The organism is Prevotella sp. PTAC (assembly GCF_013166535.1).
In the GTDB taxonomy this organism is placed as follows: Bacteria; Bacteroidota; Bacteroidia; order Bacteroidales; family Bacteroidaceae; genus Prevotella.
This window is the reverse complement of sequence record NZ_JABKKK010000018.1, coordinates 1-19461: the sequence shown is the minus strand read 5'-3', so window position 1 is coordinate 19461 and position 19461 is coordinate 1. Positions and strand designations below refer to the sequence as shown.

Below are 19461 nucleotides of genomic sequence, written 5' to 3'. Positions count from 1 at the left end.
CTGGCTGAAATCCTGAAAGCCCAGACACACGGCAACCTTGTTGCTTCGCGCGGTGGCGATAAGGTTGTCCAGCCCCTTGAAATATATCGTCGGTAGTTCATCTATAATGACCGACGACTTCAGCATACCTTTCTTGTTTATGAGTTTCACGATACGGGAGTTATAAAGACCGAGAGCCGCACCGTAGATATTCTGGCGGTCGGGGTTGTTGCCCACGCAGAGGATTTTCGGCTCTTCGGGATTGTTGATGTCCAGCGTGAACTCGCTGTCCGACATCACCCAGTAGAGCTGCGGGGAAATCATCCTTGAAAGCGGTATTTTCGCCGATGCTATCTGCCCCATCAACTGCTCCGCAGCCCCTCCGAGCCATGCGTCCATGAATGGCGAGAGGTAGTTTTCCAGTTCGGGATAAGAGGTCAGAATAGGGAAAATATCCTCGTAACGGCGGTTCAGGAACTCGATTGCATGGGGGAACGTGCAATACTTGCCGTTCTGATAAATTTTCAAATACCATATAATACTGGCAAACAGAATGATAGGCGATTCCACGAAGAAGTCGCCCTGCTTTTGCACCCACGACTTATTCAAGTTGAGCATTATGGTGTACGCGCTTTCGTAAGCGTCCGTGATATCCTCCATGAAATCCGGGTGGATGGGATTGCAACGGTGCGAGCGTCGCGGGTCGTCGAAGTTTATCACATAGAACTTCGGCTTCACCTTGTAGCCCTCCGGGTGGTTCAGTAGATGGTTGTAGGCTATCGTGGACAAGTCGCTGAATTTGAAGTCGTACACATACATCGAAAAGCCCTTTTCTATCTGCTGCTTGATGAAATTGTTTACCACCGCATAGGATTTACCACTGCCCGGCGTACCCAATACGATGGAAGCCCTGAAGGGATTCACGACATTGATCCAGCCGTTGTTCCAACGCTTTTTGTAGTAGAAGCGTGTGGGCAGATTGACCGAATACTCGCTTTCGATAAGCCGTGTTTCCTGCATGAAACTCTCGTTCTCGTTGTTGAACACGTCATCCATCAGGTTGTGCTTCAACAGGCGGCTCATCCACAGACCGCCCATCAGCAGGCAGACATAGCCCGCTCCGACGGTCAGGACATAAAGCCCCGTCACCGCTTCAACCGGCAACGGCAATGCCAATATCCACCAGTTGAGAAAGAACAGCACGAACCCTGCGGCAAGGGCCGCCCAGATTCTTCTCCAAGTGATTTTCTCTCCCTTGACGCCCTTTGTCCCCAGACAGGACAGGGCAAGCAGAAGAACGGCAAACAGTTTCGTGTACAGGATGGAACGGAACAGCCCCGCCGTGCGGTTGAAGTTCATCAGTATTCTGTCCACCACGCCGATGTCCACACCCCAAAGCCGGATGGCTTCATAGCAGAACCAGTACACGTTCATGACCACTAAAATAATACTCACGGCACGCAGAAAATCCATGATTTTCGCCAATGCCCTCAAATCGTCTTCTTGTTGTGACATACATTGTTTTTTTTGATTGTTGATACTTTCGGTTACATTCCCAAGCCCTTGCGCTTCTTCTTTTTCCTCTTGCGCCGCATCGCACGGATGAAGGCTTCCTCCTCGGCGTCCACCGCCGGACCTTCGGAAGTGAGCAGGCCGACACCGCCCGCCATGCTTTCATCGTCGGATGCGCTCTGTCCGCGCATATCCTTCCCAGCTTCCACCGGAACGGAAAGCGGAACGGGCGGCAGTCCGGCGTAAGGCAGCGTGAAGTGTTCCTGCAAGGCATTGGCGGAAAGTTCCTTGCCCATGCGCGAGCCGTTCAGCACGCAGCCCGTGCGGTGGTCGATGAACGTGGCTCCGTAGATGCGCCCTTCCTCCGTGTAGCGCAGCACGGTGTCGATGCCTTTCCCTTTGAGCGTGGCAACGAACTTATCCTTGTCATACGTGCCTTCCAGCACGGAAAGGACAGTGCGTTTCGTCATTCCGGCGAGTTTCCTGTCCTTGATCTCCTGCTTGGAACGGGCAAACTTCCTCTGCACGGCTTCATAGCCGACGGATTTCCCGAAGAGCGAGGATTTGAACGGATTACCGACTTTGTTGCCCATGTCATCCGTGACGGAATAGACCAGCCCGTGATACTCGCGTCCGCGCACATTGCCGTGCGCTTCCTCCACCGTCATATTATATAAGGAAAGGAGTGCGCGGTATTCGCCCATCGTCTGAAAACGGTACTGCCCGTTCAGAACCTTGACAATATTCCCCGCCTGCTTCTTCACGTCGCCCGCAGAGGCGTCCACCTTGCGCAGCGGCGTGTCAAGACGGCGGTTCTTGCGTTCCGCATCGTGCAGTCCGTATTTCTTCTCCAACTCACGGGTGATCTGCTTGCTACGATAGTAGTTGTTCTTGTCACTGATACATTTCCCGTTCTCGTCCACCCGCACGGTCACGATGTGCAGGTGGTGGCGGTCAATGTCCTCGTGCTTGAAAACAAGGTAAGGCTGGTTGCCGAAACCGAGTTTTTCCAGATACTCGCGGGCTATATCCTGCAATTCCGCATCGGTCAGCACGTCATCGGGATGTGGGTTGAGCGAGATATGCACCACCGGCTTCTCCACTTTCATCTGTGGCGGCAGAAAGGTGTGGAAGCCCTCCATTGCCTTGTTGATGTCCACCGTTCCCGAACCGTCATTATAGATACGGTTGGTAGTGAGCAGCCGCCCTTGCGCCTCGTTGATCTTCTCCCCGTTGTAGGCAATCGCGCCGTACAACGAGCTGCCTACACTGATTTTTGCGACCATTTCGCCTCCATTTCCCTTGAAAGTTCCACAATCCGGCGGCTCAGTTTCACGAGTTCGACGGTCTGTTGCTCCAGCTTGTAGAGCAACGCCATCGCCTTTTTCTCGGAAAAATGCAACCTCAGTTCCTTCACGACTTGGTTGTAATTTGTACCTATTGCGCGGAACTGCGCGTGAAAATCGGACAGTCTGGTGTAGTAATCCACCAGCGTCTTGTCCACTTTCAGCACCTTGAACGGCTGCCCGAAGAAGTGCGCCTTCAGGAAAACCGACTTGGCGTAAACGCCCGACTTCTCGAACATGGAGAGGAAACGGTTGTGTTCCTCCTCGCTGAAACGGACGGTGTAGCGGAACACCGCCGGATCGAGTTTGGGATTTCTCCCGCCTTTGTTTCTTCTTTTTTCACTCATATTACTTTGGATTTAGCGGATTGGCGGCATAAGCCGCCGCTATGGGTCACAGACACCGCAGGTTTGAGAGGCTTCCCGACTTCGGAGGGTAAGCCCGCCCCCTGCAAGGGCAAGGCGTTTTCGTGGCTGCTCAAAATGTTTTGAGCGGCTGAAAATATACCTTGCTATGTTCAGGTGAACATAAAAATCCGTCGGGGACGGATTGGGGGAATGCCTTTCAAACTCCGGGCTGCGCCACCTGCGGCGAACCCTGCCGTTCAGGGGCAAAGTTACGCCCTTAAAGCGGTATCGGACAGAGGCTTGACCCGGTCAATGGCTGCCAACCGGCGCAACATGCTGCCACTTGCCGGAGAAGTGATACAAGTTCCGGAATATACTTGTTTATTTGCAGCATGATTCAAGAAACGAACGATTTGAAGATATGGAAAAAGGAACTTTCAGATACCCGGCAAACCGCTTAGGCGGACATTTGCAAAACCGAATATCCGCACTGCCGGATACCCGGTTTTACAACAACGCGGTGATTCACGGATTCAATGACTTCATGACGCAATGCCGTCATTCACCGGTTATCCGAATCCCGGCTTCACCGTTGAAACGGATACGTGACGGACCGCCCGGATAATGATTCGCGGACGCGGATATATACGTCACCGCTTCCGTACAGGAACAGGAAAAAAATTCATCAACCATTAAAAGCAATAGAACCATGAGTAATGAAATCTTCGTTGCATTCGCAACACAAAAGGGAGGCATCGGCAAATCCACCGTCACGGCTCTTGCCGCCAACTACCTCCACAACGTGAAGGGCTACAATGTCGCCGTCATAGACTGCGACGACCCGCAACACAGCATCCACGGTCTGCGTGAACGTGAAACGAAACTTATTGACGAGAGCCTCTATTTCAAGGCACTCGCGTGCGACCACTTCCGCAAGGTCAGGAAGAACGCCTACCCGGTCATCAAGAGTAACTCACAGGACGCCCTCGACGATGCCGACAGGATGCTCGTCAGCGAGGAGGTGAAACCCGACATCGTGTTCTTCGACATGCCGGGCACGCTCCGTAGCGACGGCGTTGTCAAGACGCTCTCCCAGATGGACTACATCTTCACGCCCATGAGTGCCGACCGCTTCGTCGTGGAAAGTACCCTGCAATTCGCCGCGATGTTCCGTGACAACCTAATGACGACGGGACAGGCGAAAACAAAAGGTCTTCACCTGTTCTGGACGATGGTGGACGGCAGGGAGAAGAACGGGCTGTACGACCTGTATGAAGATGTGATTGCCGAAATGGGACTGTCGGTCTTGTCCACACGCCTGCCCGACAGCAAGAAATTCCGGCGCGACCTCTCGGAAGAACGCAAGGGCGTTTTCCGCTCGACCATCTTCCCGATGGACACGTCCCTGCTGAAAGGGAGCGGCATCCGTGAGTTCTCGGAAGAGATTGTCAGCATCATCAAACCGCGATGAACATGGGCAGCAGGAAAGTGAACACCGAAGGCATCGACGAGGAACTGTTGATAGCCTCTATCGGCAGGCGCAAGCAGGACGGAACCCTGTACCGCGCGCAGGAGCCGCCCGCGCCGGCCCCCGAAGAAGAAAGCGTTCCCGAATCGGAACAGCCGTCCGCACCGTCACCGGCAAAGGAGAAACCGCTGAAAGACAGCGGACGCCGCAAACGGCAGGAGGACGACTACACCGGACTGTTCCTGCGCCGCAACGAGATAAAGACACGCCAGTGCGTCTATATCAGCCGCGACGTACACAGCAAGATTCTTAAAATCGTTAACGACATCGCCGGGCGGGAAATCTCGGTAGGCGGCTACGTGGACACCGTGCTGCGCCAGCATCTGGAACAGCACAAGGAGAAAATAAACGAACTGTACAGGAAACAACGTGAAGACTTAATATGAATATGGATATGAATCAGGAAAAGAACCAGAAAAACAGAAATCCGCATCATGACGGCGGAAGTATGCTTGCCCAAGTGCAGGCGAGTGTGGAAATCCTGTCGCCCGTGCCGGTAGGCTGCAAATGCGGCGAAAAGGACTATGAACGGCTTTTCATCCGTGAACCCGAAGTGAAGGCGCGGGAGGGGAAGATGGCGTATGTGCGCCCGGAGTACCACGACCGTATCATGCGCATCACCCGTGTGATCGGGCATGACCGGCTGTCGCTGTCCGCCTACATCGACCATGTGCTTACGCACCACTTCAACCAGTGCGAGGAGGCGATAAAGAGCCTTTACGCCCGGAATTACAATTCAGTATTTTAACCGTCAAAAAGAAACAGACATGAAAAGAAAAAAGAATGACTATCGCGCCTTCCTGAAAAAATCAGGCATCAAGGCGAGAGAGGGAAAGCAAGTGTACATCAGTTTGGCAAACCACAGCGTGATAACCGAAATCACCTATTTATTAGGTAAAGGAAATCTGACCATCGCCGACTATCTGGACAATGTGCTTAACGAACATTTCCAGACACACCGTGCCGAAATCAACCGTATGTTGGACTCAGTCCCCAAAGTAGAGCTATGAGCATGACGATGATTCTCCTGACTGTATCGGTGGGCTGTAACCTGTGGTTCCTGTTCCTGCTGCTCTACGACCGCATCATGGAAACGAAGCTCGTCCGCTTCCTTAGAGGCATTGCCGGACTGTGGAGGTCGTTGGGCGGCACGACGGTAAAGCAGGAAACAGTACGGGAAACACCACCCGCAGAAAAACCGGACATCATCGGCAAGAGCCGTTTCAGGATGGCATCGACCCGGACAACCGCTGCCATACCGGCGCAAGAAGCTGCCACTTCGGAAAAAGGCATTGGGCTGGCGGAAGAAGACGCTACTTTTGACGACGGAAACGCGGAAGCCGTGTACCGTCCGGCACAAGTCCCGGAAGAGAAGTTCGACGAAACCTTCACGAGCATGCAGCCTTCGGAACTGGAGTTCGGAGAGGACGAACCGGAAGAGAATGGTCCGAATCTGCCACGGGCTTCAGGCAACAGCTTCGACGAGATAGACGATGCCGTCAAGACCGCCAAGAATCCGCAGGCGACAACGGCGGAACAGGACCGGGCAGCAAAGGTCTTCACCGACATGGAAGGGACGGAACTGTACGAGAAACTGATGGCAGGCTCGACAGAACTGAGCATCCGCATCAAGGGGCTTATTGAAATCCGGCTGAAGAAACCGGACAAGGAATTTACCGTCCCCGACAATATCGAGGATTTCGACATCCGGAAGTATGTGTAACGAAAGACGATAGAAAAAATGAAAACGTAAGACAACATCACACCACGCGGCACGGCGGTACAAGGTACGGCCCGTCCGCAACGGACCCTCCCAAGTCCGTGGAAACAAAGGGAGAATCCACTAAACCAAAGTAAAGTAATCAAGTATCAACCGCCCGAAAAAGGACCATCCACCCTTTGGACGGCACAAAACAAGAACAGTTTATGAACAAGAACATCAGACAAAAGTTCATCATCTCTGCGGCACTTCTGGTTGCCGCAACCGCCTCCGCCTTCGCGCAGGGAAACGGCATGGCGGGCATCAACGAAGCCACCTCTATGGTGAGTTCCTATTTCGATCCGGGAGTGAAACTGATTTACGCCGTCGGTGCTGTAATCGGTCTTATCGGAGGCGTAAAAGTGTACGGAAAATTCTCGTCCGGCGACCCCGACACCTCGAAGACCGCCGCAAGCTGGTTCGGAGCGTGCATTTTCCTGATTGTCGCCGCGACTATCCTGCGTTCATTCTTCCTTTAATAAACAATGTATGGCTGAATACCCGATAAACAAGGGTATCGGCCGTCCGGTCGAGTTCAAGGGTCTGAAGGCACAATACCTCTTCATTTTCTGCGGAGGTCTGCTGGCACTCTTCATCCTGTTCGTCATCCTCTACATGGTCGGCATCGACCAGTGGGTATGTATCGGCTTCGGCGCGGCATCGTCCTCCGTCCTCGTATGGCAGACCTTCGCGCTGAACGCACGGTACGGCGAACACGGGCTTATGAAGCTGGGAGCGGCACGGAACCATCCCCGATACCTTATCAACCGGCGGCGGATCACCCGATTATTCAAACGGCAACGAAAGGAAGAAACGACATGAGAAATACATCCAAAATGACGACACTGGAAAACAGGTTCCCGCTATTGGCGGTGGAGCATGGCTGCATCATCTCCAAAGACGCCGACATCACGGTGGCTTTCGAGGTGGAGCTGCCGGAGCTTTACACCGTGACGGGCGCGGAGTACGAGGCGATACACGGCTGCTGGTGCAAGGCTATCAAGGTGCTGCCGGACTTCTGCGTAGTCCACAAGCAGGACTGGTTCATCAAGGAACGCTACAAGCCGGAACTGCAAAAGGAGGACATGAGCTTCCTGAGCCGCTCCAACGAGCGTCACTTCAACGAGCGTCCGTACCTGAAGCACACCTGCTACCTCTACCTGACCAAGACGACGAAGGAGCGCAACCGGATGCAGAGCAACTTCAGCACGCTGTGCCGGGGGCATATCATCCCGAAGGAGCTGGACAAGGAAACCGCCGGGAAGTTTATGGAGGCCGCCGAACAGTTCGAGCGCATCATGAACGACAGCGGCTTTGTCAGGCTGCGCCGGCTCTCCACCGACGAGATTGTCGGCACGGAGAAGTCCGCCGGGCTGATAGAGCGTTACTTCTCGCTTATGCCCGAAGGGAATGCGACCTTGCAGGACATCGACCTCTCGGCAAGGGAAATGCGCATCGGCGACAACCGCCTGTGCCTGCACACCCTCTCCGACGCGGAGGACATGCCCGGAAAGGTGGCTACCGACATCCGCTACGAGAAACTCTCCACGGACAGAAGCGACTGCCGCCTCTCCTTTGCCTCCCCGGTGGGGCTGCTGCTCTCCTGCAACCACATCTACAACCAGTATGTGCTAATAGACAACAGCGAGGAAAACTTGCAGAAGTTCGAGAAGTCCGCAAGGAACATGCAGTCGCTCTCCCGCTATTCGAGGAGCAACAGCATCAACCGCGAGTGGACGGACCGGTACCTGAACGAAGCCCATTCCTACGGGCTGACCTCGGTGCGGGCGCACTTCAACGTCATGGCGTGGAGCGACGACGCGGAGGAACTGAAGCATATCAAGAACGACGTGGGCAGCCAGCTGGCAAGCATGGAGTGCGTGCCGCGCCACAACACCATCGACTGCCCGACGCTCTACTGGGCGGCGATGCCCGGCAACGCGGCGGACTTTCCTGCCGAGGAAAGTTTCCATACGTTCATCGAGCAGGCGGTATGCCTCTTTACGGAGGAAACCAACTACCGCAGCTCGCTCTCGCCCTTCGGCATCAAGATGGTGGACAGGCTCACGGGGAAGCCCCTGCACCTCGACATCAGCGACCTGCCGATGAAGCGCGGCATCACCACCAACCGCAACAAGTTCGTGCTGGGACCGAGCGGTTCGGGCAAGTCGTTCTTCATGAACCACCTCGTGAGGCAGTATTGGGAACAGGGCGCGCACGTGGTGCTGGTGGACACGGGAAACTCCTATCAGGGCTTGTGCGAAATGATACGGCGCAAGACAAACGGCGCGGACGGCGTGTATTTCACCTATACGGAGGAGAAACCGATTTCGTTCAACCCATTCTACACCGACGACTACGTGTACGACGTGGAGAAGAAGGACAGCATCAAGACGCTGCTGCTGACGCTCTGGAAGTCGGAGGACGACAAGGTGACGAAGACCGAGAGCGGCGAGCTGGGCAGCGCGGTGAACGCCTACATCGAACGCATCAGGGCTGACCGGAGCATCGTCCCCTCGTTCAACACCTTCTACGAGTACATGCGCGACGACTACCGCCGCGAGCTGGCACAGCGTGACATCAAGGTGGAGAAGTCCGACTTCAACATCGACAACATGCTTACCACCATGCGGCAGTATTACCGGGGCGGACGCTACGACTTCCTGCTCAACTCCACGGAGAACATCGACCTGCTCGGCAAGCGGTTCATCGTCTTCGAGATTGACAGTATTAAGGAAAATCGCGAGCTTTTCCCTGTGGTGACCATAATCATCATGGAAGCCTTCATTAACAAGATGCGCCGTCTGAAAGGCGTGCGTAAATTGCTGATAGTGGAAGAGGCTTGGAAGGCTCTCTCTTCAGCGAACATGGCTGAGTACCTGCGCTATATGTACAAGACCGTGCGCAAGTATTTCGGCGAGGCGATCGTGGTGACGCAGGAGGTGGACGACATCATTTCCTCGCCCGTGGTCAAGGAGAGCATCATCAACAACTCCGACTGCAAGATACTCCTCGACCAAAGGAAATATATGAACAAGTTTGATGCCATACAGTCCCTTTTAGGTCTGACGGAGAAGGAGAAGTCGCAGATACTCTCCATCAACATGGCAATCAACCCGAACCGCAATTACAAGGAAGTGTGGATCGGACTGGGCGGCACGCAGTCGGCTGTCTATGCCACCGAAGTGAGCGCGGAGGAATATCTGGCGTACACCACCGAAGAAACGGAGAAGGTGGAGGTTTACCGTCTGGCGGAAAAGCTGGGCGGCGACATCGAAGCCGCCATCCGGCAGCTTGCCGAAAGACGGAGAAACAAGGAATAGGCAATAAGTAAAACAGATTCATCAACTAAAAACAGAAAATGCGTATGAGTATATCAAGAACGAAAATGCTGCAAGTCAGCAAGTGTCTGATCGGGCTGGCGGTCATGGTGCTGCAATCCTGCGAAACCGTGGACAACCGCCGCGACCTGCTTTGCGGGAACTGGGAGAGCGTGGAGGGGAAGCCCGACGTGCTTATCTACAAGGAGGGTGAAGCCTACAAGGTGACGGTGTTCAAGCGGAGCGGCATCCGCCGCAGACTGAAGCCGGAAACCTACCTCTTGCAGGAGGAGAACGGCAACCTTTTCATGAACACCGGCTTCCGCATCGACGTGTCCTACAACGAGGCGACGGACGTCCTGACCTTCTCGCCGAACGGGGACTACGTGCGTGTGACCCCGAAACCGGACCATCCGACAAGCGGAGAATAAATAATGAAACCCACTAAAATCCAAAGTAACATGAGAACAAGAATGACACTTATTATCTGCCTGTGCCTGTTTGCAGCCGGCAGGGCAAGCGCACAGTGGGCGGTGATAGACCCGTCCAACATCGCGCAGAGCATCGTGAACACCTCGAAGAACGTGGTGCATACCTCGACCACCGCCCAGAATATGGTGAAGAACTTTCAGGAAACGGTGAAAATCTATGAGCAGGGCAAGAAGTATTACGATGCCCTCAAATCCGTGAACAACCTGGTGAAAGATGCCCGCAAGGTGCAGCAGACCATCCTGATGGTGGGCGACATCACCGACATCTACGTGACCAGCTTCCAGAAGATGCTGCGCGACGACAGCTTCACGGTGGAGGAGCTGGGAGCCATCGCCTTCGGCTACACGAAGCTCTTGGAGGAGAGCAACGACGTGCTGACGGAGTTGAAAAATGTGGTGAACATCACCACGCTCTCCATGACGGACAAGGAGCGCATGGACGTGGTGGAACGCTGTCACTCCAAGATGAAGCGTTACCGCAACCTCGTGAGCTACTACACCAACAAGAACATCGGTGTGAGCTACCTGCGGGCAAAGAAGAGGAACGACCTCGACCGCATCATGGGGCTGTACGGCAGTATGAACGAAAGATACTGGTAGCCTATGGAGTTCGACAACCTTCATCAGATCCTGCGCTCGCTCTACGGGCAGATGATGCCCTTGTGCGGTGACATGGCGGGCGTGGCGAAAGGGATAGCCGGGCTGGGCGCGCTGTTCTACGTGGCATATCGTGTATGGCAATCACTGGCGAGAGCCGAACCGATAGACGTATTCCCCATGCTCCGCCCGTTCGCCATCGGTCTGTGTATCATGTTCTTCCCCACGGTGGTGCTTGGCACGGTGAACAGCGTCCTCTCGCCCGTGGTGCAGGGCACGGCGAAACTGCTGGAAACGCAGACGCTGGACATGAACCGGTACCGTGAGCAGAAGGACAGGCTGGAATACGAGGCGATGGTGCGCAACCCCGAAACCGCCTACCTCGTGTCAAACGAGGAGTACGACAAGCAGCTGGAGGAACTGGGCTGGTCGCCCGCCGACATGGTGACGATGGCGAAAATGTACCTCGACCGGAAGATGTACGAAATAAAGAAAGGCATCCGCGACTTCTTCCGCGAGATACTGGAACTGATGTTCCAAGCCGCCGCCCTCGTGATAGACACCATCCGCACCTTCTTCCTCGTGGTGCTGGCGATACTCGGTCCGATAGCCTTCGCCATCTCGGTGTGGGACGGCTTCCAAAGCACGCTCACGCAGTGGTTCTGCCGCTACATACAGGTCTATCTGTGGCTTCCCGTGTCGGACATATTCAGCACGATACTCGCCAAGATTCAGGTGTTGATGCTCCAGAGCGACATCGAGCGTATGCAGACTGACCCCAACTTCTCTCTGGATTCCAGCGACGGGGTGTATATCGTGTTCATGATAATCGGCATCATCGGCTACTTCACCATTCCAACGGTGGCGGGCTGGATCATCCAAGCCGGGGGCATGGGCGGCTACGGGCGCAACGTGAACCAGATGGCGGGACGCGCCGGAGGCATGGCGGGCAGCGTGGCGGGCGCCACCGCAGGCAACGCCGTGGGACGCATCGGCAAGCTGCTGAAATAATCAACTGACAATTAAAAACGAATAAACAACAATGGAATTCAAGTCACTCAAAAACATCGAATCATCGTTCAGGCAGATACGCCTGTTCGGTATCGTCTTCCTCTCGCTGTGCGCCGTGATAACGGTATGGAGCGTGTGGAGTTCCTACCGCTTCGCGGAGCGGCAACGTGAGAAGATCTACGTGCTGGACAACGGCAAGTCGCTGATGCTGGCTCTCTCGCAGGACCTGTCGCAGAACCGTCCGGCAGAAGCAAGGGAGCATGTGCGCCGCTTCCACGAGCTTTTCTTCACGCTCTCGCCCGAAAAGAGCGCGATAGAACACAACGTGAAGCGTGCCCTGCTATTAGCGGACAGGAGCGTGTACAACTACTATTCGGACTTCGCCGAGAAGGGGTACTACAACCGCATCATCGCCGGGAACATCAACCAAGTGCTGAAGGTGGACAGCGTGGTGTGCGACTTCAACGGCTATCCTTACCGTGCCGTGACCTACGCCACGCAGAAGATCATCCGGCAGAGCAACGTCACCGAGCGCAGCCTCGTGACCACATGCCGCCTCTTGAACTCGTCCCGTTCGGACGACAACCCCAACGGGTTCACCATCGAGGGTTTCACCATCATCGAGAACAAGGATTTACAAACCATCAAACGCTAACAGGCATGAAAGGAATCGGAAAATCGCTGTGGAGGGTCTATTGGAAACTCCACGACAAAAAGAAAATGCTGGTGGCAAGGCTCAAAGGGTATCTGGACGGCTTGCCGCCGAAGACACGCAGGCGTGTCGTGCTGGCAATGCTCGCCGCATTCGCCGCGCTTGCCCTCTACACCTTCGGCAAAGCCGTCCATGACATCGGCAGGAATGACGGCAGCCGTATGGTGACAGACCATGCCGGACAGGTGGAACTGTCCTTGAAGCCTGAAGTGAGTGACAATTTTACACCTTATTATAATAATATGTATGGAACAGACGAAGAATGAACCTAAAAACGAGAACAAGGCGGCTCCCGACAACGGGAAACCGAAGAAGGTGCGCAAGCCGCTGACCGAAGCCCAACGGCTGAAACGTCAGAAGATGATAGTGCTGCCCGCTATGGTGCTGGTATTCCTCGGTGCAATGTGGCTGATATTCGCACCGTCCTCCGGCAAGGAGCAGGAGCCGGGAACGGGCGGCTACAACATCGAAATGCCCGACGCGGACAAGGCGAACCGCCGGATTATCGGCGACAAGGCGAAAGCCTACGAACAGGGGGCGATGGAAGAACGGCAGGAGAACCGCGACCGTGCCATGCAGCAGTTGGGCGACCTGTTCGACCGCGAAACAGTGGAAGCGGACAATGGCAGTGACTTCGACCTTGCCAATCCCGGTGGAACGGAAGAGGCGGTGAAGCCCGCACCGAAAACCATCCAATCCTCCGCAGCCGCCTACCGCGACCTCAATGCCACGCTCGGTAACTTCTACGAGCAGCCGGAGAACGACAACGCGGAGATGGACGAACTGCTGGAGCGTATCGCATCGCTGGAATCGGAACTTGAAAGCGAGAAAGGCAAGGCGTCCGCTATGGATGAGCAGGTGGCACTTATGGAAAAGTCCTATGAGCTGGCGGCGAAATACATGGGCGGTCAGAACGGCGGCAAGCCGGAACCGGTGCAGGCGGCTGAGCCTTACCCCGTGCAGAAAGCCGGAAAGAACACGGCGAAACCCGTCAGGCAGGTAGTGCATCAGGTGGTGTCCTCGCTTGGACAACCGATGAGTAACGCCGAGTTTGTCGCCTCCTTCTCGCAGGAGCGTAACCGCAATTTCAACACGGCGGTGGGCGTCACGACCGTATCGGACAGGAACACCATATCGGCGTGCGTCTATGGGGCGCAAAGCGTGACCGACGGGCAGGCGGTAAGATTACGGCTGCTGGAGCCGATGGCGGTGGCTGACAAAATCATCCCCCGTAATGCGGTGGTGGTCGGCACGGCAAAGATTCAGGGCGAACGGCTTGATATTGAAATTACTTCGCTGGAGTACACAGGTACGATCATCCCGGTGGAACTGGCGGTGTATGACACGGACGGGCAGCCCGGCATCTTCATCCCCAACTCGATGGAAATGAACGCTGTCAGGGAGGTTGCCGCAAACATGGGCGGCTCGCTGGGGAGCAGCATCAATATCTCCACCAATGCAGGGGCGCAGCTCGCCTCCGACTTGGGCAAGGGGCTGATACAAGGCACGAGCCAGTATATCGCCAAGAAGATGCGCACGGTGAAAGTGCATCTGAAAGCCGGGTACAGGGTCATGCTCTATCAGGAGATAGACTGAAAACAGAATACAGAAAAAGTAACAACAACCAATGTTTAATTTACCACTAAAATCCAAAGTAATATGAGAAAAGTAATCATCATGTTTGCCCTCGCTATGGGCATCGCTACTGCCAACGCGCAGGAGAACGTGACCGTTGGAACGGACAACGGCAGTGTAGAACAGCCGACGACAGAACAGCCGACCTTGACAAAGGAGGTCTATCCGCAGAAGGAGGCGGACGGCGACCTGTACCACGGGCTGACAAGAAAGCTGGGATTTGACCGCATGGTCCCCCCGCACGGTTTGGAAGTGACCTACGACAAGACCGTCCACGTCATTTTCCCCTCGGAAGTGCGCTATGTCGATTTAGGCTCGCCCGACCTGATTGCGGGCAAAGCCGACGGAGCCGAGAACGTCATCCGCGTGAAGGCTACCGTGAGGGACTTTCCGAACGAAACCAACATGTCCGTAATCACGGAAGACGGAAATTTTTACACCTTCAACGTGAAGTACGCCGCCGAACCGCTGCTGCTCAACGTGGAGATGTGCGATTTCATCCATGACGGCTCGGCGGTGAACCGCCCGAACAACGCGCAGGAAATCTATCTGAAGGAGCTGGGCAGCGAAAGCCCGATGCTGGTGCGCCTTATCATGAAGTCCATCCACAGGCAGAACAAGCGCGAGGTGAAGCACATCGGCTGCAAGCGTTTCGGCATCCAGTACCTGCTGAAAGGCATCTACACGCATAACGGGCTTCTGTATTTCCACACGGAAATCAAGAACCAGAGCAACATTCCTTTCGACGTGGACTACATAACGTGGAAAATCGTGGACAAGAAGGTAGCGAAGCGTACCGCCGTGCAGGAGCAGATCGTCCTGCCGCTCCGCGCGCAGAACTACGCCACGCTCGTGCCGGGCAGGAAGAGCGAGCGCACGGTCTTCACGATGGCAAAGTTCACCATCCCCGACGGCAAGTGCCTCGTGGTGGAGCTGAACGAGAAGAACGGCGGTCGCCACCAGTCCTTCGTGATTGAGAACGAGGACTTGGTACGAGCCAATACCATCAACGAACTTCAAGTGCGCTGACTATGAAGAAGTACCTTTTTATGATTATCGCGTCGCTTGCCCTGTTCACAGGGCGGGCGAACGCCCAGCGGTGCCTGCCGAAGATGCAAGGCATCGAGGTCAGGGCAAACATGGCGGACGGCTTCAATCCCGGCGGCAACGACGGCGGGTACAGCTTCGGGGCGGCTCTCTCCACCTACACGAAGAAAGGTAACAGATGGGTGTTCGGCGGCGAGTACCTGCTGAAGAACAACCCCTACAAGGACGCAAAGATACCCGTGGCACAGTTCACGGCAGAGGGCGGCTACTACTTCAAGATACTGTCCGACGCGCGTAAAACCGTGTTCGTCTATGCGGGTGCTTCGGCTCTTGCCGGGTATGAATCGGTGAACTGGGGCGAGAAGGTGCTGCCTGACGGCTCCACGCTCCATGACCGTGACGCCTTCATCTACGGCGGTGCGCTGACGCTCGATGTGGAGTTCTACGTGGCTGACCGTATCGCCCTGCTCGCCAACCTTCGGGAACGGGGCATGTGGGGTGGCGACACCCGGAAGTTCCACTGCCAATGGGGGATCGGTCTAAAGTTCGTCATTAACTGACGTGCCGCATGGAACGGACGGAAATAGATGCCATCAGGCAGATACCCCTTGCGGACTTTCTCGCACGGCTGGGGCACGAGCCTGTCCGCAGAAGCGGCAACGAGCTGTGGTATCGTGCGCCGTACCGCAGTGAGCGCACACCCTCTTTCCGCGTGAACGTGGCGAAACAGCTCTGGTACGACTTCGGTTTGGGCAAGGGTGGCGACATCTTTACGCTTGCCGGAGAGTTTGCGCAAAGCGTGGATTTTATGGAACAGGCGAGGTTTATAGCGAAAGCCGCAAATATGGTGGTTGATAGGTCGGCTTTTCCGACCTATCAACCAAAGCCTGCCGAACCTGCCTTTGAAGGAGTGGAAGCCGTCCCGTTGCTCCGCTCACCGCTGACGGACTATCTGGCGGAACGGGGCATACCTTATGCCGTTGCATCCCACCATTGTTTCCGCCTGAACTATGGCGTGCGTGGAAAGCGGTATTTCGCAATAGGCTTTCCAAACATGGCTGGCGGCTATGAGGTACGCAGCCGCCATTTCAAGGGTTGCATACCACCGAAAGATGTGTCACTGGAAAAGCTGGAAAATACCGCTGCCGACGTGTGCAGCGTGTTCGAGGGATTTATGGATTTCCTTTCCGCTGCCACACTCGGCATAGTCGGCAATGGCGACAGTCTTGTGCTGAACTCCGTTTCCAACGTGGAAAAGGCGATGAAGCATCTGGACGCTTACGGACGCATCAACTGTTTCCTTGACCGTGACGAAGCCGGACGGAGGACGCTTGACGTTCTTGGCAAACGCTATGGCAGACGTGCCTGTGACCGTTCAGCCCTCTATGACGGTTGCAAGGACTTGAACGAGTATCTGCAACTGACAACGAAAAAAGAAATGAACAATAACTTAAAAATCAAATTGAAATGAACATACTGAACAACAAGAACCGAAGAAAATCCATCTTCAAGGCGTTGGCACTCTGCCTGTTCGCCGCCGTGTCGCTCACGCTCGTGTCGTGTGACGACGACATGGACATCCAGCAATCCTATCCCTTCACGGTGGAAACCATGCCCGTGCCGAACAAGGTGACGAAGGGGCAGACGGTGGAAATCCGCTGTGAGCTGAAAAAGACGGGCGACTTCGCCAACACCCTCTATACCATCCGGTATTTCCAGTTTGAGGGGGAAGGTACATTGAAAATGGACAACGGCATTACGTTCCTGCCCAACGACCGCTACCTGCTCGAAAACGAGAAGTTCCGGCTGTACTACACGGCAGAGGGCGACGAGGCGCACAACTTCATCGTGGTGGTGGAGGACAATTTCAAAAATTCCTATGAATTGGAATTTGACTTCAATAATCGGAACGGTAAGGACGACATTCAGACCGTCATCCCTATGGGCAATTTCAAACCTCTGCCAAGATGATGCGTGTATTCATGGCTATCCTCTGTTCGCTGCTGGCGGTCTGCTCCGTGTCCGCACGGGACAGCCGTCAGAAGGGGACGGACGGGCAGGTGGCAATCTACCGACTGCCACTTTTCGAGAGGGCTGTGCGCTGCACGAAATATTTTGAGGGCTGGCACTCGGAAAAGCACCACCCATATGTGGGCTGGGGGCATCAGGTGCAGCCGGGGGAAAGGTATTTGGCACGCACCATGACGAAGCGGCAGGCGGACGCGCTTCTGCGGAAAGACTTGCGGAAGTTCTGCGCCATGTTCCGCAAGTTTGGGCGTGACAGTCTGCTACTTGCCACACTCGCCTACAATGTCGGTCCATACCGGCTTTTGGGGAGCGGGAAGATACCCAAAAGCACGCTGATCCGAAAGTTGGAGGCGGGCGACCGGAACATTTATCGGGAATATATCGCTTTCTGCAACTACAAAGGTAAACGGCACGCCATGCTGCTCAAACGGAGAAAGGCAGAATTTGCGCTGCTGTATGTTCCGTGATATGGCAAGTGCCTGACAAAAGAAAATCCGATGAAGCTGCCTGCTTCATCGGATTTTCCGCTTTCATTTCATACATTCGGTATTGTTCCCATGTCGATTACCTCACCGTCCCTGCAATGTTCGATGATGCCGGGTGAAAATCCCATGCTTCCGATTGCGATATGACGGATATACTCCGCATACTCCCGACCTTGAAAATTCTTTCCCGTCAGGTTTTTGAAAATCATCTTCATGCCTGTTCCGTCATCGCTGTGCAAGATGATTTTTCCGTTCTGTCTGATTGCTTCCATGATTAAAACTTGTTTTTGTGAATATTATCGTAGATTGGGACAGCGGTTTCTTTGCCTACTTATCAAAACTAAATGATTATCACAAGTGGCATTAATCGTATGTCTTAATCTATTAATAGTCAAGATATGGCTAAGACAACTTTATAATTTCACTTGTGATAATATTTCCGTTCTATCTTTTCGAGCAAAGATTGCTTAGAAAATCAAGAAGTTCATCATCCTTTTCCCATAATTTAGGTTCGGGGTTCTTAATTCCTACGTCCCGATAAGCATTGGCTATGGCTTCATCTTTTTGCTTCCTGCTGACACGAGCATAAATTTCTGTTGTTTGGACAGAAACATGTCCAAGAAAATCACGTATATAGATGGGCTGTACGCCACTCTGTAACAGATGCATTGCTCTGGAATGCCTAAAAACATGGGGACTAACTTTTTCGGGAATCAGTTGGGGATTGTCAAAACGAGCCATATCTGCGTATTTTTTTATGATGTAAGTAACTCCCGGAGTAGATAGTTGTCCACCTTGTGCATTGAAAAAAAGAGGATGTCTCTCTTTTCCCGGACGACACAACCCAGTTTCATCAAGATAATTCTTTAGGAGTTCCATTATTGGCTCATCCAAAGGAACCAAACGTTTCTTGTTTCCTTTTCCTTTAACCACAACTGAATACGGTTTCTCAAATCTGATACATATTGGCGTGAGGTCTATAAGTTCCTGTACTCTTGTTCCTGAATTATAAAGTAGGGACAGCATTGCAAGATTTCGTCTTCCGGTGGGCGTTGATGTGTCTATTTGCCGAAGGATTGCAGCCATACCGTCAACAGAGAGGTGCTTGACGATTTCTGTTGCTCCCCTTTTTGCAGGTATTTGTCTCACCTCAATCCACTGACAGATATGCAAGGGGTCGTCCATAATAAGAAAACAGGCAAAGGAACGCATTGCGGACAAACGTTGATTCCTGCTGCTGATAGAGTTTTTCTTTTCTTCCTCTATCCAGTTGAGGAAACTTGATATGTGAGACCTTGTAAAGTTCCGCAGTGTTATATTTTGAGGTTTGATATCCAAGGTTTTATTATATTCAAGATAAGCCTTGAACGCTTCTCCGTATGCTCTTACCGTTTGCTGGCTTGCACCACGTTCTTTGATGAGGTATTGTTGAAAAAATGCTTCAAGAGACCTCGTGAAATTTTTATATGTATCCATTTTCTTTATACTTTTTGTTTTGATAAAAAAAGATTCACTATCTCAGTTATTGGCATAGTTGTCTTTGCGTCCATAGCCAATAGTTCGGGAAAAGCTGTCGGTGTCAAACGTAAGTAATATTCCGTGTCTTTAGGGTCACAATGTCCCATATATACAGCAAGTTGCGGCATACAGCAGTAGATGTCTTT

At 53.8% G+C, this 19461-nt stretch carries 23 protein-coding genes and 2 pseudogenes; 19 read left to right on the top strand and 6 right to left on the bottom strand.

All coding sequences use genetic code 11. The annotated features are described in order from the left end of the window. The 3 genes from HPS53_RS11965 to mobA all read right to left on the bottom strand — a co-directional run. Positions 1-1494, bottom strand: a 1494-nt coding sequence (locus tag HPS53_RS11965) for a YWFCY domain-containing protein (RefSeq protein WP_172206410.1), incomplete at its 3' end; no start/stop codon positions are given. Between the two features lie 32 nt (positions 1495-1526). Continuing rightward, the gene (gene mobB, locus HPS53_RS11960; protein WP_172206408.1) at positions 1527-2777 is read right to left on the bottom strand and encodes a conjugal transfer protein MobB; all 1251 of its coding nucleotides are present in this window, start codon (positions 2775-2777) and stop codon (positions 1527-1529) included. Next, entirely contained in the window at positions 2756-3184 is a 429-nt protein-coding gene (gene mobA, locus HPS53_RS11955) for a conjugal transfer protein MobA (protein ID WP_172206406.1), read from the bottom strand. Before mobA ends, mobB begins: the two co-directional genes overlap by 22 nt. A 421-nt stretch (positions 3185-3605) precedes the next feature. On the opposite strand from mobA, the pseudogene HPS53_RS11950 reads away from it, so the two are divergent. From HPS53_RS11950 to HPS53_RS11860, 19 genes and pseudogenes are all read left to right on the top strand, one after another. After that, a pseudogene (locus HPS53_RS11950) lies at positions 3606-4655 on the top strand (ParA family protein). A 2-nt stretch (positions 4656-4657) separates the two neighbouring features. Continuing rightward, a complete protein-coding gene (locus HPS53_RS11945; RefSeq protein WP_025069040.1) occupies positions 4658-5098 on the top strand; it encodes a DUF3408 domain-containing protein in 441 nt (146 codons plus the stop codon). An 8-nt stretch (positions 5099-5106) separates the two neighbouring features. Then, complete coding sequence (locus HPS53_RS11940) at positions 5107-5460, top strand: DUF3408 domain-containing protein (protein WP_025069039.1); 354 nt, start codon at positions 5107-5109, stop codon at positions 5458-5460. Next, positions 5447-5722 carry a DUF3408 domain-containing protein gene (locus HPS53_RS11935; RefSeq protein ID WP_224263059.1) on the top strand — a complete coding sequence of 92 codons (276 nt, stop codon included), beginning with the start codon at positions 5447-5449 and terminating at the stop codon, positions 5720-5722. Before HPS53_RS11940 ends, HPS53_RS11935 begins: the two co-directional genes overlap by 14 nt. Further along, the gene (locus HPS53_RS11930; RefSeq protein WP_172206404.1) at positions 5719-6435 is read left to right on the top strand and encodes a conjugal transfer protein TraD; all 717 of its coding nucleotides are present in this window, start codon (positions 5719-5721) and stop codon (positions 6433-6435) included. The genes HPS53_RS11935 and HPS53_RS11930 overlap by 4 nt, the downstream gene beginning before the upstream one ends. A 203-nt stretch (positions 6436-6638) precedes the next feature. After that, complete coding sequence (locus HPS53_RS11925) at positions 6639-6950, top strand: DUF4134 domain-containing protein (protein WP_008782546.1); 312 nt, start codon at positions 6639-6641, stop codon at positions 6948-6950. A 10-nt stretch (positions 6951-6960) separates the two neighbouring features. Further along, the gene (locus tag HPS53_RS11920; RefSeq protein WP_018667411.1) at positions 6961-7293 is read left to right on the top strand and encodes a DUF4133 domain-containing protein; all 333 of its coding nucleotides are present in this window, start codon (positions 6961-6963) and stop codon (positions 7291-7293) included. Then, positions 7290-9794 carry a TraG family conjugative transposon ATPase gene (locus HPS53_RS11915; protein WP_172206402.1) on the top strand — a complete coding sequence of 835 codons (2505 nt, stop codon included), beginning with the start codon at positions 7290-7292 and terminating at the stop codon, positions 9792-9794. The genes HPS53_RS11920 and HPS53_RS11915 overlap by 4 nt, the downstream gene beginning before the upstream one ends. A gap of 44 nt (positions 9795-9838) precedes the next feature. Next, positions 9839-10222: a DUF3876 domain-containing protein gene (locus HPS53_RS11910; protein WP_117754274.1), complete on the top strand. Its 384-nt coding sequence runs from the start codon at positions 9839-9841 to the stop codon at positions 10220-10222. A gap of 30 nt (positions 10223-10252) precedes the next feature. After that, the gene (locus HPS53_RS11905) at positions 10253-10882 is read left to right on the top strand and encodes a DUF4141 domain-containing protein (protein WP_057098481.1); all 630 of its coding nucleotides are present in this window, start codon (positions 10253-10255) and stop codon (positions 10880-10882) included. Positions 10883-10885: 3 nt separating this feature from the next. Then, the gene (gene traJ, locus HPS53_RS11900) at positions 10886-11890 is read left to right on the top strand and encodes a conjugative transposon protein TraJ (RefSeq protein ID WP_018667415.1); all 1005 of its coding nucleotides are present in this window, start codon (positions 10886-10888) and stop codon (positions 11888-11890) included. Positions 11891-11921: 31 nt separating this feature from the next. Continuing rightward, positions 11922-12545: a conjugative transposon protein TraK gene (traK, locus tag HPS53_RS11895; protein WP_018667416.1), complete on the top strand. Its 624-nt coding sequence runs from the start codon at positions 11922-11924 to the stop codon at positions 12543-12545. 5 nt (positions 12546-12550) lie between these two features. Further along, positions 12551-12868 carry a TraL conjugative transposon family protein gene (locus HPS53_RS11890; RefSeq protein ID WP_018667417.1) on the top strand — a complete coding sequence of 106 codons (318 nt, stop codon included), beginning with the start codon at positions 12551-12553 and terminating at the stop codon, positions 12866-12868. Continuing rightward, positions 12849-14198, top strand: a complete 1350-nt coding sequence (gene traM / locus HPS53_RS11885; protein ID WP_018667418.1) for a conjugative transposon protein TraM — start codon at positions 12849-12851, stop codon at positions 14196-14198. The genes HPS53_RS11890 and traM overlap by 20 nt, the downstream gene beginning before the upstream one ends. A 63-nt stretch (positions 14199-14261) precedes the next feature. Next, complete coding sequence (gene traN, locus HPS53_RS11880; RefSeq protein WP_018667419.1) at positions 14262-15266, top strand: conjugative transposon protein TraN; 1005 nt, start codon at positions 14262-14264, stop codon at positions 15264-15266. Between the two features lie 2 nt (positions 15267-15268). After that, entirely contained in the window at positions 15269-15844 is a 576-nt protein-coding gene (locus HPS53_RS11875) for a conjugal transfer protein TraO (protein ID WP_057098477.1), read from the top strand. Between the two features lie 8 nt (positions 15845-15852). Next, positions 15853-16755 carry a toprim domain-containing protein gene (locus tag HPS53_RS11870; protein ID WP_057098476.1) on the top strand — a complete coding sequence of 301 codons (903 nt, stop codon included), beginning with the start codon at positions 15853-15855 and terminating at the stop codon, positions 16753-16755. After that, positions 16752-17255: a DUF3872 domain-containing protein gene (locus HPS53_RS11865; protein ID WP_008782558.1), complete on the top strand. Its 504-nt coding sequence runs from the start codon at positions 16752-16754 to the stop codon at positions 17253-17255. Before HPS53_RS11870 ends, HPS53_RS11865 begins: the two co-directional genes overlap by 4 nt. After that, positions 17252-17779: a glycoside hydrolase family protein gene (locus HPS53_RS11860; RefSeq protein WP_172206400.1), complete on the top strand. Its 528-nt coding sequence runs from the start codon at positions 17252-17254 to the stop codon at positions 17777-17779. Before HPS53_RS11865 ends, HPS53_RS11860 begins: the two co-directional genes overlap by 4 nt. Positions 17780-17847: 68 nt before the next feature. On the opposite strand, the gene HPS53_RS11855 is transcribed toward HPS53_RS11860, so the two are convergent. The 3 genes and pseudogenes from HPS53_RS11855 to HPS53_RS12515 form a co-directional block, all read right to left on the bottom strand. Continuing rightward, a complete protein-coding gene (locus HPS53_RS11855) occupies positions 17848-18069 on the bottom strand; it encodes a hypothetical protein (RefSeq protein WP_018667424.1) in 222 nt (73 codons plus the stop codon). Positions 18070-18241: 172 nt separating this feature from the next. Then, positions 18242-19273, bottom strand: a complete 1032-nt coding sequence (locus tag HPS53_RS11850) for a tyrosine-type recombinase/integrase (protein WP_121767517.1) — start codon at positions 19271-19273, stop codon at positions 18242-18244. Positions 19274-19278: 5 nt separating this feature from the next. Beyond that, positions 19279-19461 (bottom strand): annotated as a pseudogene (locus tag HPS53_RS12515) (hypothetical protein); the annotation flags it as partial.